Annotated in this window: 14 protein-coding genes; 11 read left to right on the top strand and 3 right to left on the bottom strand. The window is 73.8% G+C overall.

Translation table 11 applies throughout. From position 1 onward, the window contains the following. The first annotated feature begins 177 nt into the window (after nucleotides 1-177). From F8274_RS23795 to F8274_RS23815, 5 genes are all read left to right on the top strand, one after another. Nucleotides 178-705, top strand: coding sequence for a MarR family winged helix-turn-helix transcriptional regulator (locus F8274_RS23795; protein WP_151464605.1), 528 nt, complete (start codon nucleotides 178-180; stop codon nucleotides 703-705). Between the two features lie 2 nt (nucleotides 706-707). Next, nucleotides 708-2,363, top strand: a complete 1,656-nt coding sequence (locus F8274_RS23800) for a CocE/NonD family hydrolase (RefSeq protein WP_151464593.1) — start codon at nucleotides 708-710, stop codon at nucleotides 2,361-2,363. A gap of 166 nt (nucleotides 2,364-2,529) precedes the next feature. Further along, the gene (locus tag F8274_RS23805; RefSeq protein ID WP_151464594.1) at nucleotides 2,530-3,438 is read left to right on the top strand and encodes a hypothetical protein; all 909 of its coding nucleotides are present in this window, start codon (nucleotides 2,530-2,532) and stop codon (nucleotides 3,436-3,438) included. 109 nt (nucleotides 3,439-3,547) lie between these two features. Then, nucleotides 3,548-4,123, top strand: a complete 576-nt coding sequence (locus tag F8274_RS23810; protein WP_151464595.1) for a helix-turn-helix transcriptional regulator — start codon at nucleotides 3,548-3,550, stop codon at nucleotides 4,121-4,123. Then, complete coding sequence (locus F8274_RS23815) at nucleotides 4,120-5,400, top strand: MFS transporter (protein ID WP_151464596.1); 1,281 nt, start codon at nucleotides 4,120-4,122, stop codon at nucleotides 5,398-5,400. Before F8274_RS23810 ends, F8274_RS23815 begins: the two co-directional genes overlap by 4 nt. Before the next feature lie 51 nt (nucleotides 5,401-5,451). Here the strand turns inward: F8274_RS23815 and F8274_RS23820 are convergent, their stop codons facing one another. Further along, nucleotides 5,452-5,655 (bottom strand): cold-shock protein, encoded by a 204-nt coding sequence (locus F8274_RS23820; RefSeq protein WP_013287480.1) that lies wholly within the window; start codon nucleotides 5,653-5,655, stop codon nucleotides 5,452-5,454. A 166-nt stretch (nucleotides 5,656-5,821) separates the two neighbouring features. Here F8274_RS23820 and F8274_RS23825 point away from each other — a divergent pair, with 166 nt between their 5' ends. Both F8274_RS23825 and F8274_RS23830 read left to right on the top strand, forming a co-directional pair. Beyond that, nucleotides 5,822-6,508 (top strand): methyltransferase, encoded by a 687-nt coding sequence (locus tag F8274_RS23825; RefSeq protein ID WP_151464597.1) that lies wholly within the window; start codon nucleotides 5,822-5,824, stop codon nucleotides 6,506-6,508. 91 nt (nucleotides 6,509-6,599) lie between these two features. Further along, nucleotides 6,600-7,220 (top strand): DedA family protein, encoded by a 621-nt coding sequence (locus F8274_RS23830; RefSeq protein WP_151464598.1) that lies wholly within the window; start codon nucleotides 6,600-6,602, stop codon nucleotides 7,218-7,220. Between the two features lie 28 nt (nucleotides 7,221-7,248). Here the strand turns inward: F8274_RS23830 and F8274_RS23835 are convergent, their stop codons facing one another. Both F8274_RS23835 and F8274_RS23840 read right to left on the bottom strand, forming a co-directional pair. Next, nucleotides 7,249-7,902, bottom strand: coding sequence for an MBL fold metallo-hydrolase (locus F8274_RS23835; protein ID WP_151464599.1), 654 nt, complete (start codon nucleotides 7,900-7,902; stop codon nucleotides 7,249-7,251). 8 nt (nucleotides 7,903-7,910) lie between these two features. Next, nucleotides 7,911-8,627: a maleylpyruvate isomerase family mycothiol-dependent enzyme gene (locus F8274_RS23840; RefSeq protein ID WP_151464600.1), complete on the bottom strand. Its 717-nt coding sequence runs from the start codon at nucleotides 8,625-8,627 to the stop codon at nucleotides 7,911-7,913. 254 nt (nucleotides 8,628-8,881) lie between these two features. On the opposite strand from F8274_RS23840, the gene rsgA reads away from it, so the two are divergent. The 4 genes from rsgA (at nucleotide 8,882) to uvrC (ending at nucleotide 15,790) form a co-directional block, all read left to right on the top strand. Further along, nucleotides 8,882-9,961, top strand: coding sequence for a ribosome small subunit-dependent GTPase A (rsgA, locus tag F8274_RS23845; RefSeq protein ID WP_151464601.1), 1,080 nt, complete (start codon nucleotides 8,882-8,884; stop codon nucleotides 9,959-9,961). Between the two features lie 209 nt (nucleotides 9,962-10,170). Further along, nucleotides 10,171-13,116 (top strand): excinuclease ABC subunit UvrA, encoded by a 2,946-nt coding sequence (gene uvrA / locus F8274_RS23850; protein ID WP_151464602.1) that lies wholly within the window; start codon nucleotides 10,171-10,173, stop codon nucleotides 13,114-13,116. A 153-nt stretch (nucleotides 13,117-13,269) separates the two neighbouring features. Then, a complete protein-coding gene (locus tag F8274_RS23855) occupies nucleotides 13,270-13,761 on the top strand; it encodes a Rieske (2Fe-2S) protein (RefSeq protein WP_151464603.1) in 492 nt (163 codons plus the stop codon). Nucleotides 13,762-13,849: 88 nt separating this feature from the next. Beyond that, on the top strand, nucleotides 13,850-15,790 hold the full coding sequence (uvrC, locus tag F8274_RS23860) for an excinuclease ABC subunit UvrC (protein ID WP_151464604.1): 1,941 nt from the start codon (nucleotides 13,850-13,852) through the stop codon (nucleotides 15,788-15,790). The last annotated feature ends 41 nt before the right edge of the window (nucleotides 15,791-15,831 follow it).

Consider the following 15,831-nt stretch of genomic DNA (forward strand, 5'->3'; position numbering starts at 1 on the left):
GCCAGCCGGCCCCGGGCGACGCGGGTGAACAGTGACATCGGGGTGCCCTCACGTGATCGTTGCGGCGACGAATCTCGTTTACCAAGTATCTTGATGAGCGAGATTATCGGCGGAGGTCCTATGCTGCAACCGGACGGTTCGGGCAGGGGGTAGCGGCGAGACGTGGCAGCGCAGAGCATGTACCGGCGGCGGGACGACCCGCGCGAGCGGATGATCGCGGACATCACCAACGACCTGCGCCGCTACTCGGTGGACGCGCAGCACATCGGGCACGCCTTCGCCGGCCTGCACGGTCTCAACGCCACCGACCTGCACGCCCTCATCGCGGTGATGGACGCCGAGCTGCTCGGCGACCCGATCACCCCCGGACGGTTGGGCGAGGCGCTCAACCTCTCCTCCGGCTCGGTGACCGCGCTCGTCGACCGGCTCGAGCGGGGCGGCCACATCCGCCGCGACCGGGACACCGCCGACCGGCGCAAGGTCCTCCTGCACTACGCCGACCGGGGCGCCACCCTGGCCCGCAGCTTCTTCGGGCCGCTCGGCCGGCGGACCGACGAGGTGATGGCGCGATTCAGCGACGACGAGCTGTCCGTCGTGCACCGGTTCCTGGCCGAGATGGTGGTCTCGATGCGCGAGCACCGCGACGCCGTACGCGCGGCCCGGGGCGAGCCCGGGCGGGGCGCGCCGGAACCCGCCGCGGACTGAGCGTGCAGGGCGTCCTCACCCGGCTCGCCGCGGCGGCGCTGCGCCTGCCCGCCGCCCGGACCCGGCGGATCACGGTCACCCGGGACCTCCCGGTCCGGGTCCGCGACGGGGTGACGCTGCGCACCGACCACTACGCCCCCGACCTGCCCGGGGCGGCCTGCGTGCTGATCCGCACCCCGTACGGGCGGGGTGGTCCCGTCCGGTTGCTCGGCCGCCTCGTGGCCGAACGCGGCTACCACGTGGTGATCCAGTCCTGCCGGGGCACGTACGGCTCCGGCGGCGAGTTCGCCCCGCTGGTGCACGAGCGCGACGACGGCCTGGACACCCTCGACTGGCTGCGCCGGCAGCCCTGGTGGACCGGCGCGTTCGGCATGTTCGGCGCCAGCTACCAGGGCTTCGTGCAGTGGGCGCTCGCCGCCGAGGCGGCCGACGAGCTGCGCGCCATGGTCGCCGTCGTCACCGCCTCGGCCACCCGCGACTCGACGTACGCGGGGGAGTCGTTCGCGCTCGACACGGTCCTCACCTGGGCGGAGCTGCTCCAGGCGCAGACCGTGCCCTGGCTGGCCCGGCAGTGGGAGCTCAAGCGCGGGCAGCCCCGGCTCACCCGGGCGCTGGCCCACCTGCCGCTGGCCGAGGCGGACCGGGTCGCCACCGGGGCGACCGTGCCGTTCTTCCAGGAGTGGCTGCGCCACCACACGCCGGACGCCGACTACTGGCGGACCCGGATCTTCGGCGACCGGATCGCCGAGGTCCGCGCCCCGGTGGCCATGGTGAGCGGCTGGCAGGACATCTTCCTCCCCGCCCAGCTCGACGACTACGCGCGGCTCCGGGCGGCCGGCGCCCGCCCCCGGCTGACGATCGGCCCGTGGACCCACGGCAGCCCCGGGCTTCTCGTGGCGGCCCTGCGAGAGGGGCTCGACTGGCTCGACGAGCACCTGGCCGGGCACCCGGGGCCGGGCCGCGCGCCGGTCCGGGTGCACGTCGGCGGTGCCGGCGGCGGCTGGCGTGACCTGCCCGACTGGCCCCCGCCGGCCGAGTCGACCCGCTGGCACCTGCACGCCGGCCGGGTGCTCGCCCCGGCGCCGCCCGCCGGCTCCGCACCGGACCGGGTCTTCTACGACCCGGCCGACCCCACGCCGTCGCTCGGCGGCCCGCTGCTGGTCGCCCAGCGGGCCGGTGCCGTGGACAACCGGCCGGTGGAGGCCCGGCCGGACGTGCTGACCTACACCAGCGCGCCGCTGGACGGGCCGGCCGACGTGGTCGGCCCGGTGCGCGCCGAGATCCACGTCCGCAGCGAGCTGTCCTACCTGGACGTCTTCGTCCGGCTCTGCGACGTGGACCGGCGGGGGCGGTCCTGGAACGTCTGCGACGGCCTGGTCCGGGTGGCGCCCGGACGCTTCCCGCGCGATGCGTCCGGTGTGGTCCGGGTGCCGGTCACCCTCTGGCCGGCCGCGCACCGGTTCGCGCCGGGGCACCGGCTCCGCGTCCAGGTCTCCGGCGGCGCCCACCCGCGCTACGCGCGGAACCCGGGCACCGGCGAGCCGCTCGGCACCGCCGTCACTCTTCGTGCTGGCTGGCGGGAGATCCTGCACGATCCCGAGCATCCTTCGGCCTTGCTGCTGCCGATGGTGCCGGTGCCGTCCACAGTCGCCCCCTAAGTTCCAGATGGTGCTGTGAGCTGGGCATTCACCTCCCAGTGTGGATATCCTCGGTGCAAGTGCCCGGTGCCGTGCAGTTACCCGGCGGGGCGCGTCCCCGGATCGTGCGCACTCACGCGTAGTGATCGTCGTGCCCCGCCGGCCATCGATCCGGAGGGGAGATCCCATGACGTCGGCTCCGGCGAACCTGTTGGCCGTCCGCAACCTGCTGCTCGCCCACCTCAACGTCGACAAGAACACCGTACGGAGTCAGGACCTGGAACCGGCCGAGGTCGGTATCGTCGGCGACCCCAACCACCGGGGTGGCTACCACTGCGGGTCCGACCGGGTGGTGGCCCGGGACTACTCGGTGGTGGAGTCACCCCGGGACTCCTCCGGCCTGACCCTGCACGCGTCCGCGCTGGACGTCGGGATGTTCTCGGTGACGTCCGGCGGCGGCACGCACAACCTGCGTACCTTCTCCACCTGGTTGGTGTCGCAGTGCGTCGCGGGCGCCGCGGACGCCCGGGACATCCGGGAGGTCATCTACTCCCCGGACGGCACGACCGTGAAGCGGTGGGACCGGCTGGGCAAGCGCACCACCGGGGACAACAGTCACCTGTTCCACACCCACGTCAGCTTCTTCCGCGACTCGACGAAGGCGGGCCGGGACCAGACCCCCCTGTTCCGTCGCTACCTCACCGCGATCGGCCTGATCGCCCCACCGAAACCGGAGCCCGACATGGAGCAGACCGACAAGCTCGTGAGAAACACCGGAGCCCCCAACCGCACCGTCGGCGATGTCCTGGCCGACCTCGAGAACCTGCGCAACTGGCTCATCTCGCCGGCCAACACGACGGGTCTGGTCAACCCACCCCTGGCGAACTCGCCGCTGCAGCAGATGCTGACCATGGTGCGGGCCTGGCCGGCGCTGGTGGCGAAGGTAGACGCCTTGTCCAACCGGGACTTCACCGACGAGCAGGAGATCGTCAGCGGGGTCCTCGCCGGGCTGCCGCCCGAGAAGATCGCCGAGGCGATCCCGCCGCAGATCGCCCGCGACGTCGCCGACGAGCTGTCCCGGCGACTGACCGCCTGATCCGGTCCGGCCCCGCGGCGAGTGCCGCGCCGCGGTCCCGGACCACGCCGACCCGAAAGTTCGGCAACAAGTATTGCGCAACATCTCTTGCGGATGTCACGCTCTCCGCATGGAACAGCCCACCGTCCGGCACGTCACCGACTCCCGCGTCCTCGCCGCGCTCGCCCATCCGCTGCGGCGCCGCCTCATGGACGTCCTCAAGGTGTACGGCTCGTGCACCGTCGGCCAGCTCGCCGAGCGCACCGGCCAGGCGCCGGCCAACGTCAGCCACCACCTCAAGGTGCTCGCCGCCGCCGACCTGGTGCTGGAGGCGCCCGAACTGGCCCGGGACCGCCGGGAACGCTGGTGGCGGCTCCGCGACCGGGGGGTCCGCTGGTCCAACACGGACTTCGACGCCGACCCCGCCGCCCGCGCCGTGGCCGACGCGGCCAGCTCGCTGAACCTCGACCGGCACGCCGCCCTGGTCCGGGCCTGGCACGCCGCTCCCGACGAGGCCCACGCCGCCTGGGGCGACGGCCCGTTCAGCACCGACAAGTGGCTGCACCTGACCCCCGCGGAGCTGGCACAGCTCAGCCAGGAGGTCACCGACCTCTTCGCCCGCTGGGCCGACCGCCCCGACCCGGACGACGGGCAGCGGCGCGAGCCGGTCTTCCTGTTCGCGCACGGCGTGCCGGGCCAGCCGTGACCGCGCCGGTCCGCACGACCGCGCCGGACGCCGCACCCCGCCCGCGCGGCGGCCTGCTCCGGCACCGCGACTTCCGGCTGCTCTGGGCCGGGCAGACGGTCAGCGCCGTCGGCAGCAACGTCACCGCCGTGGCCCTGCCGCTGGTCGCGGTCGCCGTGCTCGACGCGACCACCTTCCAGGTGGCCGTGCTCACGGCGGCGGCCTGGCTGCCCTGGCTGCTGGCCGGCCTGCCCGCCGGCGCGTGGGTCGACCGGGTCCGCCGCCGGCCCGTGATGATCGCCGCCGACCTGGCCTCGGCGGCGCTGTTCGCCAGCGTCCCGGTCGCCGCCCTGCTCGACCTGCTCACCGTCGGCCAGCTCCTGGTCGTCGCCCTCGGCGCCGGCCTCGCCCGGGTGTTCTTCGAGACCGCCGACCAGGTCTACCTGCCCACCCTGCTGCGCCCCGGGCAGGTGCCGGAGGGCAACGCCAAGCTGCACGCCACGCAGACCGCGAGCTACCTCGTCGGCCCCGGACTGGCCGGCCTCATCGCCCAACTCGCCGGCGCGGTCACCGCGGTCCTGCTCGACGCGGTCAGCTTCCTGGTCTCCGCCGTGTGCCTGAGCCGCATCCGGGCCGTCGAGCCCCGCCCGGACCGCCCCGCCGGGTCGTCCTCGCTGCGCCGGGAGGTGGGCGACGGGCTGCGCTTCGTCATCCGCGACCCGTACCTGCGGGTGCTGACGGTCTTCGGCGCGGCCAGCAACATCGGGCTCAGCGGCTACCAGGCCGTGCTCGTCGTCTTCCTGGTCCGCTCCGCCGAACTGCCCGCCGGGCTGGTCGGGCTCCTCATCGGACTGGCCAGCGTGGGCGGGCTCCTCGGCGCCGCCCTGGCCACCGGGCTCGCGCGGCGGTTCGGCTCGGCCCGCGCCCTGCTCCTCGCGGGCGGGCTCACCGGACCGCCCGCGCTGCTCATCCCGCTGGCCGGCCCGGGCGGCCGGGTGGGCTGGCTGGTGCTCGGCGGCGCGCTGGTGAGCCTGGGCGTCGCCGTGGGCAACGTGGTGAAGGGCAGCTTCCGGCAGACCTACACGCCGCACGGGCTGCTCGGGCGGGTCACCGTGAGCATGCAGCTGCTCAACTACGGCACCATCCCGCTCGCCGCCCTGCTGGCCGGCGCGCTGGGCGCGGCCTGGGGCCCGGCCGGGGCGATCCGCGTGATGACGGCCTGGCTCGCGTTGACGCCGCTCATCCTGCTGGCCGGGCCGCTGCGGCGGCGCCGTGACCTGCCGGCCGGGCCCGCCTGAGAATGCGCTGCGGCGGCGGTCGGACAACCGACCGCCGCCACCGGCACGAAGCTACATCGGGCGGACGTTGTCCGCCTGCGGACCCTTCTGCCCCTGGGTCACCTCGAACTCGACCTTCTGGCCCTCGTTCAGCTCGCGGTAGCCGCTGGATTGAATGGCCGAGTAGTGGACGAACACGTCCGGACCCCCGCCGTCCTGCTCGATGAAGCCGAAGCCCTTTTCCGAGTTGAACCACTTGACCGTGCCGGTTGCCATGCGTCTCTCCCTGTTCAATGCGGGTGAACACCGGTCGCCGCCGGTGATCGCCCTTTACCTTCCCGACAGTAACCGCCCGAACCGCGATCCGCTGGCGGAAGTGCCGGCGTGGCCCACGATTACGCCGCCAGCGGGAAAATCCCTCCGGCCCCGGGCGGCGAGGGGCATGCTAGCCCCGGTGAGGACACCGACGGCGCTGGCCGACCTGGAACGGGAGATCGCGGTGCCCGGCGACGGCCTGGACCGGCTCCGGCTGGTCGACGCGCCGTTCGTGCCGGAGGTGCGCCTGCACCTCGCCGAGGACGCCATCCTCTGGTGGGCCCGGATGGAGGCGGCGGCCGGCCGCTCGCTGCCGCCGCCGTACTGGGCCTCCGTCTGGGCCGGCGGCCAGGCGCTCGCTCGGCACCTGCTCGACCACCCCGAACTGGCCGCCGGACGGCGGGTGCTCGACCTGGCCGCCGGATCCGGGCTGGTCGCCATCGCCGCCGCGCTCGCCGGCGCCGACCGGGTGGTCGCCAACGACGTCGACCCCTGGGCGGTGGCGGCCGTGACCGTCAACGCCCGCGCCAACCGGGTCACGGTGGCCGCCACCGGGGACGACCTGCTCGACGGCACCGCCAGCGCCGACCTCGTGCTGGCCGGGGACGTCCTCTACGACGCCGCGCTGGCCGCGCGGGTGCTGCCGTACCTGCAACGGGCCGCCGACCGCGGCGTCCAGGTGCTGGTCGGCGACCCCGACCGCGGACACCTGCCGCCGGACCGGCTGGAAACGGTGGCGGCCTACCCGGTGCCCGTCACCGAACCCTCGGTGGACTCCCCGGTCCGCCGGGTCCAGGTGCTCCGCCCCCGCTGACCCTCAGGGATCATCCCCGAGCCGGACTCGGGGGACCGGTGGGGATCAAACCCGATGTGCCGGGTCGCCCCGGGGCCCTAGCGTACGGAGCATGACGGATCTGCTGGCCCAGGTCGGGGAGCTGCCCACCACCCTGCTCATGGGGATGCTGGGCATGGTGATGCTCGCCGACGCCGTACCCCTGCTCGGGGTGCTGGTCCCCGGCGACGCCGCGGTTCTCGCCGCGGTCGGCGCGGGCCGGCCCGCGACCGGGCTGGCGACCGTCGTGGCGGTGGTGGCGGGGTGCCTCGCCGGCTGGTCGTTGAGCTTCCTGGCCGGGCGGCGCTGGGGCGAGCGGCTGCGCCGCAGCCGGCTCGGAGACTGGATCGGCGAGCCGCGCTGGGCGGCCGCGGAGGCGCTGCTGCGCCGGGGCGGCGGGCGGATGGTGCTGGTGGCGCCGTTCCTGCCGGTGTTCAATGCACTGCTGCCGCTGGCCGCCGGCGGCCTGCGGATGTCCTACCGGAGGTTCGCGATCAGCGCCACGCTCGGCGCGACGCTCTGGGCCGGCCTCTACGTGGCCCTCGGCATCACGGCGCGGACGTTGACCGGGCTGCTGCCCGGCGCGCCGAACCCGACCGTGCTCACCATGGCGGTCGGCCTGCTGCTCGCCGGGCCGGTGCTGCTCGGCACCCGGCACCGGCTCCGCGCGGTGACCGCCGCCGACGCGGGCTGAGCGGGCCGGCCCCGCCGGCCCGCCGGGCTCACCAGCCCCGGGCCCGCCACTGCGGCAGCGCCGGGCGCTCGGCGCCGAGCGTGCTGTCCTTGCCGTGGCCCGGGTAGAACCAGGTCTCGTCGGGCAGCCGGTCGAAGAGCTTCCGCTCCACGTCGTCGATGAGCTGGCCGAACCGCTCCGGGTCGTGCTCGGTGTTGCCGACCCCGCCGGGGAAGAGCGAGTCCCCGGTGAACAGGTGCGGCACGCCGGACGGGTCGCGGTAGAGCAGCGCGATCGAACCCGGCGTGTGCCCCTTGACGTGGATCACCTCCAGCGCGCAGTCGCCGACCGGGACCGTGTCGCCCTCGTGCAGCGGCCCGGCGTCGATCGGCAGCCCCTCGGCGTCGTCGGCGTGCACCAGCGGGCGGGCGCCGGTCTTGGCGACCACCTCCTCCAGGGCGACCCAGTGGTCCATGTGCCGGTGGGTGGTGACCACCGCGGCCAGCCCGTCGCCACCGAACAGGTCGAGCAGGCGGGGCGCCTCGTTCGCGGCGTCGATCAGCACCTGCTCGCCGGTCTCCCGGCAGCGCAGCAGGTAGGCGTTGTTGTCCATGGGGCCCACCGACACCTTCGTGATGGTGAGCCGGTCGAGCTCGCGCACGGCCGGCGCACCGCCGGGCGTGACGTCTCCGCTGTAGGTCATGACGGTGTTCAGATCCATTCCGGTGGAGTCGGCAGGGGACCGTCGGGAGTGACGGTGAGCACCTCGCCCGCGCTGCGGCCGGTCAGCCAGGCGGCGAGTTCCGGCGCGGGGCCGGTGACGGTGGGCGCCCCCTCGGGGTCACCCACGACGAGTTCCTGGCGGACGCCGTCGAAGCGCAGCACCATGGCCGGCGCCTCCGGGTTGCCCGCGAGGCCGGCCACCACCTCGTGCAGCAGCCGCTGGGCGAAGGCGTCCGGCCAGTCGGCGGGCCGGTAGCCGGCCCCCAGGTCGACGTGGTGCACCTCGACCTCACGCAGCCGGCCCCAGACCAGCATCGCCGCCGGCCACGGGCCGCGCCGGGTCTGCACGGTGGCGCCCCACGCCTCCACCGGCATCTCGGCGACCGCCGCGGTGAACCGCTGCGAGCTGCGGCGCAGGTCGTCCATGAGGTCGGCCGGCCCGCGGCCCGCGCCGGCCTCGATGTCGGCCGACCGGGCCTCGGGGCTGGCGTACATCGGGATCGCCTCGCCGGTGCGGGCGGAGGTCAGCAGGTTGACGAAAGCGTCGCCGTTGCGGGCCAGGTGGGTCAGGACGTGCCCGCGCGTCCAGCCCGGCAGCAGCGACGGCGCGGCCACGTCGTGGGCGGCCAGGGCGGCCACGGTACGCAGCAGCCGGGCGGTCGCCTCGTCCAGCTCGCCGGTCAGCAGGAGGGGGTCGCTCGTCATGCCGTCACCTCTGCGCTCACGCACCGACCCTAGCGGTAGGCCGCCGTCGCGTCGCCGGGGAAATCGCTTTCGGCGCGTCGGCGGGCCCTCTACGGTCGGGGCCGACGGCTTCAGGTCGGTGCGCGGCGTCAGACCGCGCCGAGCTGACGCCGTCGTAGGGCGTGGCACCGGGAGTCGGAGCGGAGGTGGTGGTGAGCATGCCGGTCGTAGCACCCGTGATCCGCCAGGAACCCCCTCGACACCGATGAGGACACATGACCATCGACCTGACCGCCCTCGGCTGGGACGCCGACCGGGCGGCGTACCCGAATCGACGCACTGACCGCCGGCCGGGCCGGGTGGCCCGCGTGGACCGCGGCGTCTGCACCGTGCTGTGCCCGGAGGGGCCCGTCCGGGCCACCCTGGGCGGCGGCCTGCTGGCCGCCGCGGCCCGCGACCTGACCGCGCTGCCCTGCGCCGGCGACTGGGTCCTGCTGGCCTCGTGGCCGGACGGGCCGGTCACCGTGGAGACGGTGCTGCCCCGCCGCACCGCGCTGATCCGGCGCACCGCCGGCAAGGACGCCAGCGGGCAGGTGCTGGCCGCCAACCTCGACGCCGCCGCGGTGGTCGAGCCGGTGCACCCCGCGCCGGACGCCGCCCGCATCGAACGGCTGCTCTCCCTGGCGCACGAGTCCGGCGCCGAGCCGCTCGTCGTGCTCACCAAGGCCGACCTGGCCCCCGACCCGGCGGCCGTGGCGCGGCAGCTCGCCGCCCTGGCGCCCGGGGTGCCGGTGCTGCCGGTCAGCGCCGAGCGGGGCACCGGGCTGGACCCGCTGCGCCCGTACGTCGCGCCGGGGCGCACCCTCGGCCTGCTCGGGCCGTCCGGCGCCGGCAAGTCGAGCCTGGTCAACGCCCTGGCCGGGGCCGACGTGATGCGCACCCAGGCGATCCGGCGGTCCGACGGCAAGGGCCGGCACACCACCACCTGGCGGGCGCTGGTGTCGATCCCCGGCGGGGGAGCGGTGCTGGACACCCCGGGCGTGCGGGCCGTCGGCCTGTTGGACGGCTCGGTCGGCCTGGACCGGGCGTTCGCCGACATCGCCGAGCTGGCCGCCGACTGCCGGTACGGCGACTGCGCCCACGAGGCCGAGCCGGCGTGCGCGGTGCGGGCGGCGCTGGAGACCGGCGAGCTGCCCGTCCGGCGCTGGGAGAACTGGCGGCGGCTGCAGCGCGAGGTGGCGTACGAGAGCCGGCGCCGGGAGGTCCGGCTGGCCGCCGAGCGGCGGGGCAGCTGGCGCGGTGGCCGGCGGCGGACCGGGCGTCCGGCGACCCCGCCCGGACCCGGGGGACTCTAGACCGTGCCGGGGTCGGTCGGGCGGGCCGCGCCGGTGTCCGCCCGACCGCTCTGAACTGGGGGAATGTCCACGCGACGGAAGTTGTCATACCTCGGGGCTAGAGTTGCCGAGGCGTCTTCCCTGCGCCTCGACAACCCTCGAAAACCGCTCAGACCCCGCGTCGGGCGGACAGATCCGCCTCACAATCTTCTTCCGGGAGCACACGCACCGTGGCCGACCGACTGATCATCCGTGGCGCGCGCGAGCACAACCTGCGTGACGTCAGTCTCGACCTGCCCCGGGACGCCCTGATCGTCTTCACCGGGCTCTCCGGTTCGGGCAAGTCGAGCCTGGCGTTCGACACCATCTTCGCCGAGGGCCAGCGCCGCTACGTCGAGTCGCTCTCGTCGTACGCCCGGCAGTTCCTCGGCCAGATGGACAAGCCCGACGTCGACTTCATCGAGGGCCTCAGCCCGGCGGTCTCCATCGACCAGAAGTCCACCTCGCGCAACCCGCGCTCCACCGTCGGCACCATCACCGAGGTCTACGACTACCTCCGCCTGCTCTTCGCCCGCATCGGCGAGCCGCACTGCCCGATCTGTGGCGAGCGCATCTCCAAGCAGAGCCCGCAGCAGATCGTCGACCGGGTCCTCGCGATGGCCGAGGGCACCCGGTTCATGGTGCTCGCCCCGGTCGTGCGCGGCCGCAAGGGCGAATACGTCGACCTCTTCGCCGAGCTCCAGGCCAAGGGCTACGCCCGGGCCCGGGTCGACGGCGTGGTGCACCCGCTGACCGAGCCGCCCAAGCTCAAGAAGCAGGAGAAGCACACCATCGAGGTGGTCATCGACCGGCTCAGCGTCAAGACCAGCGCCAAGCAGCGGCTGACCGACTCGGTCGAGGCGGCGCTCGGCCTCTCCGGCGGCCTGGTGCTGCTCGACTTCGTCGACCTGGCCGAGGACGACCCGGCCCGGGAGCGCCGCTACTCCGAGCACCTGGCCTGCCCCAACGACCACCCCCTGGCCATCGAGGACCTGGAGCCCCGGGTCTTCTCCTTCAACGCGCCCTACGGCGCCTGCCCGGAGTGCACCGGCCTGGGCACCAAGAAGGAGGTCGACCCCGAGCTGGTGATCCCGGACCCGGAGCGCACCCTGCGCGAGGGCGCCATCCAGCCCTGGGCGACCGGCCACAACCTCGAATACTTCCTGCGCCTGCTGGAGGCGCTCGGCGAGGCCGAGCACTTCGACGTCGACACCCCCTGGCGGGCGCTGCCGTCCCGCGCGCAGAAGACGATCCTGCACGGCTCCGACGACCAGGTGCACGTCCGCTACCGCAACAAGTACGGCCGCGAGCGCTCCTACTACACCGGCTTCGAGGGCGTGGTGCAGTGGATCGAGCGGCGGCACACCGACACCGAGTCGGAGTGGTCGCGCGACAAGTACGAGGGCTACATGCGCGACGTGCCCTGCGCGGCCTGCGGCGGCACCCGGCTCAAGCCCGAGGTGCTCGCGGTCACCCTGGCCGGCAAGAGCATCGCCGAGGTCTGCAACCTCTCCGTCGGCGAGGCCGCCGACCTGCTCGCCGGCATCGAGCTGACCGACCGGCAGAAGATGATCGCCGAGCGCGTGCTCAAGGAGATCAACGCCCGGCTGAAGTTCCTGCTCGACGTCGGCCTCGACTACCTCTCGCTGGACCGCCCGGCCGGCACCCTCTCCGGCGGCGAGGCGCAGCGCATCCGGCTCGCCACCCAGATCGGCTCCGGCCTGGTCGGCGTGCTCTACGTGCTGGACGAGCCCTCCATCGGCCTGCACCAGCGGGACAACCACCGGCTGATCGAGACCCTGCTGCGGCTGCGCGGGCTGGGCAACACCCTCATCGTGGTCGAGCACGACGAGGACACCATCCGGGTCGCCGACTGGATCGTCGACATCGGCCCCGGCGCCGGCGAGCACGGCGGCAAGATCGTGCACAGCGGGTCGGTGCCGGCCCTGCTGGAGAACGAGGAGTCGGTCACCGGGGCGTACCTGTCGGGGCGCAGGTCGATCCCGACGCCGGCCGTCCGCCGGCCGCAGACCCCGGACCGCGAGCTGGTGGTGCACGGGGCGCGCGAGCACAACCTGCGCAACCTCACCGTGGGCTTCCCGCTCGGCCAGCTCATCGCGGTCACCGGGGTCAGCGGCTCCGGCAAGTCGACGCTGGTCAACGACATCCTGCACGCGGTGCTGGCCAACCAGATCAACGGCGCCCGGCTGGTCCCCGGCCGGCACACCCGCATCACCGGGCTGGAGCACGTCGACAAGGTCGTCGGCGTCGACCAGTCGCCGATCGGCCGCACTCCGCGCTCCAACCCGGCCACCTACACCGGCGTCTGGGACCACATCCGCAAGCTGTTCGCCGAGACCACCGAGGCCAAGGTCCGGGGCTACGGCCCGGGGCGGTTCTCGTTCAACGTCAAGGGCGGGCGCTGCGAGGCGTGCTCCGGCGACGGCACCATCAAGATCGAGATGAACTTCCTCCCGGACGTCTACGTCCCCTGCGAGGTCTGCAAGGGCGCCCGCTACAACCGGGAGACCCTGGAGGTGCACTACAAGGGCCGGACGGTCGCCGAGGTCCTGGACATGCCGATCGAGGAGGCGGCCGAGTTCTTCTCCGCCATCCCGGCCATACACCGGCACCTCAAGACCCTGGTCGACGTCGGCCTCGGCTACGTGCGTCTCGGCCAGCCCGCGCCGACGCTGTCCGGCGGCGAGGCGCAGCGTGTCAAGCTCGCCTCCGAGCTGCAGAAGCGCTCCACCGGCCGGACCGTCTACGTGCTCGACGAGCCCACCACGGGCCTGCACTTCGAGGACATCCGCAAGCTGCTGATGGTGCTCGAGGGCCTGGTCGAGAAGGGCAACACCGTGATCACCATCGAGCACAACCTCGACGTGATCAAGTCCGCCGACTGGATCATCGACATGGGCCCCGAGGGCGGGCACCGGGGCGGCACCGTGCTCGCCACCGGCACGCCGGAGGAGGTCGCCGAGGTGCCGGAGAGCCACACGGGCCAGTTCCTGCGGCCGATCCTCAGGCTCGACGGCGCGGCCAAGGGCGCCAAGGCGGCCACCACCCGGGCGGCCAAGGCCAACGGCGTCGCGACGAAGCCGCGGGCACGCAAGGTGCCGGCGGGAGCGCGCTGAGCGACGGGTACGACGGGCGGGCCGGCCATGGCCCGCCCGTTTCGGATATCCATTTCGTGACGCGTCAGTATGAACCGTCCGCCAGAGTGATTCGTGTCCTCAAGTGAGGCCACGGATCACGACGGGTGGCGGCAGCCGAGAGAAAGGCCGGACATGAGTGACGACGAGGTGCTGACCGGGCCGGGGAGGCAGACTCGCCGGACCCTGCTGGCGGGCGCCGGCGCGGTCGGGGCGGCCGTGGTGCTGACCGCCTGCGGCGACGACGCGGGCGACACGGCCGGCGGCCCGGCCCCCACCAGCGGCGGCCCTCCCGGCGCCACCAACGCCGGCGACCCCGAGGGCGGCGACCGGGACAGCAAGGGTCCGCTCGCCCGGACCACCGACATCCCCGTCGGCGGCGGGGCGGTCTTCGCGAGCCAGGGTGTCGTGATCACGCAGCCCGAGGCCGGCGTGTTCAAGGCCTTCGACCCGATCTGCACCCACCAGCGCTGCCCGGTGTCGAGCGTCGACGGCGGCACCATCAACTGCACCTGCCACAACAGCCGGTTCTCGATCACGGACGGCTCGGTGAAGCAGGGCCCGGCGACCAAGCCGCTCGCGCCGAAGAACATCAAGGTCACCGGCGAGCAGATCACCCTGGCCTGACCGTCCCGCCGCGTCCCCGCCCGCCGACTCGTGGGCGGGGGACGCGCGGCGACGGCCGGTTGTCGGGGGTGCGGACTACGCTTGGCGGGTGGCTGACCCCTCGACCTACCGTCCCGCACCTGGCACCATCCCGGAGTCGCCAGGGGTCTACCGCTTCCGCGACGGCACCGGCCGGGTGATCTATGTCGGCAAGGCGCGCAACCTGCGCAGCCGGCTCAACTCCTACTTCGCCGACCCGGTCAACCTGCACCAGCGCACCCGGCAGATGGTCTTCACCGCCGAGTCGGTCGACTGGATCACGGTCGCCACCGAGGTCGAGGCGCTCCAGCAGGAATACACCTGGATCAAGCAGTACGACCCGAGGTTCAACGTCCGCTACCGCGACGACAAGTCGTACCCCTACCTGGCGGTGACCCTCGACGAGGAATACCCGCGGCTGCAGGTGATGCGCGGCGCCAAGCGCAAAGGGGTGCGCTACTTCGGGCCGTACTCGCACGCCTGGGCCATCCGCGAGACGCTGGACCTGCTGCTGCGCGTCTTCCCGGCGCGGACCTGCTCCTCCGGGGTGTTCAAGCGGGCCGGCCAGGTCGGCCGGCCCTGCCTGCTCGGCTACATCGGCAAGTGCTCCGCGCCCTGCGTCGGCAGCGTCACCGCCGAGGGGCACCGGGAGATCGTCAACGGCTTCTGCGACTTCATGGGGGGCCGCACCGACACGATGGTGCGCCGGCTCGAGAAGGAGATGCTGGAGGCCAGCGAACAGCTCGAGTTCGAGCGGGCCGCCCGGCTCCGCGACGACGTGGCGGCGCTGCGCCGGGCCATGGAGAAGCAGACCGTGGTGCTCGGCGACGGCACCGACGCCGACGTGGTGGCCTTCGCCGACGACCCCCTCGAAGCCGCGGTCCAGGTGTTCCACGTCCGCGACGGCCGGGTCCGTGGCCAGCGCGGCTGGGTGGTGGAGAAGACCGAGGAGCTGACCACCGGCGACCTGGTGCACCACTTCTGCACCCAGGTCTACGGCGGCGAGCAGGGCGAGGCCGACGTTCCCCGCGAGCTGCTCGTCCCCGAGCTGCCCGGCGACGTCGACGCGCTCGCCGACTGGCTCTCCACCCGGCGCGGCAGCCGGGTGTCGCTGCGGGTGCCGCAGCGCGGCGACAAGCGGTCGCTGCTGGAGACCGTCGAGCGCAACGCCAAGGACGCGCTCGCCCGGCACAAGCTCAAGCGGGCCGGTGACCTGACCACCCGCAGCCAGGCCCTCGACGAGATCGCCGAATCGCTCGGGATGCGCACCTCCCCGCTGCGCATCGAGTGCTTCGACGTCTCCCAGATCCAGGGCACCGACGTGGTGGCCAGCATGGTCGTCTTCGAGGACGGGCTGCCCCGCAAGAGCGAGTACCGCCGGTTCATCGTGCGGGGCGCCACCGACGACCTCTCCGCCATGTCCGAGGTGCTGCGCCGGCGCTTCGCCCGCTACCTCGACGCGCGTGCCGAGACCGGGGAGATCGGCGAGGAGACCGCCGGCGACCCGGACCGGCCCGGCATCGACCCGACCACGGGGCGACCGCGCCGGTTCGCGTACCCGCCGCAGCTGGTCGTCGTCGACGGCGGCCCGCCGCAGGTTGCGGCCGCCGCGCAGGCCCTCGCCGAGCTGGGCATCGACGACGTGGCGCTCTGCGGGCTGGCCAAGCGGCTGGAGGAGGTCTGGCTGCCCGACGACGAGTTCCCGGTCATCCTGCCGCGCACCTCCGAGGCGCTCTACCTGCTCCAGCGGGTCCGCGACGAGGCGCACCGCTTCGCCATCACCTTCCACCGCCAGCGGCGATCGAAGCGGATGACCGAGTCGGCGCTGGACAACGTCCCCGGCCTCGGCGAGGTACGCCGCAAGGCCCTGCTGCGGCACTTCGGCTCGCTGAAGCGGCTCAGCGCGGCGACGGTCGAGGAGATCACCGAGGTGCCGGGGGTGGGCAAGCGGACCGCCGAGGCGATCCTGGCCGCCCTCGACGAGGGCGCCCAACGCACCCCCACCCCCTGACCCTCTCGCGAGTCTCCACACCTCCCACCCGCGGCCGCCCA

The sequence above is a fragment of the Micromonospora sp. AMSO31t genome, assembly GCF_008868175.1.
GTDB lineage: Bacteria > Actinomycetota > Actinomycetes > Mycobacteriales > Micromonosporaceae > Micromonospora.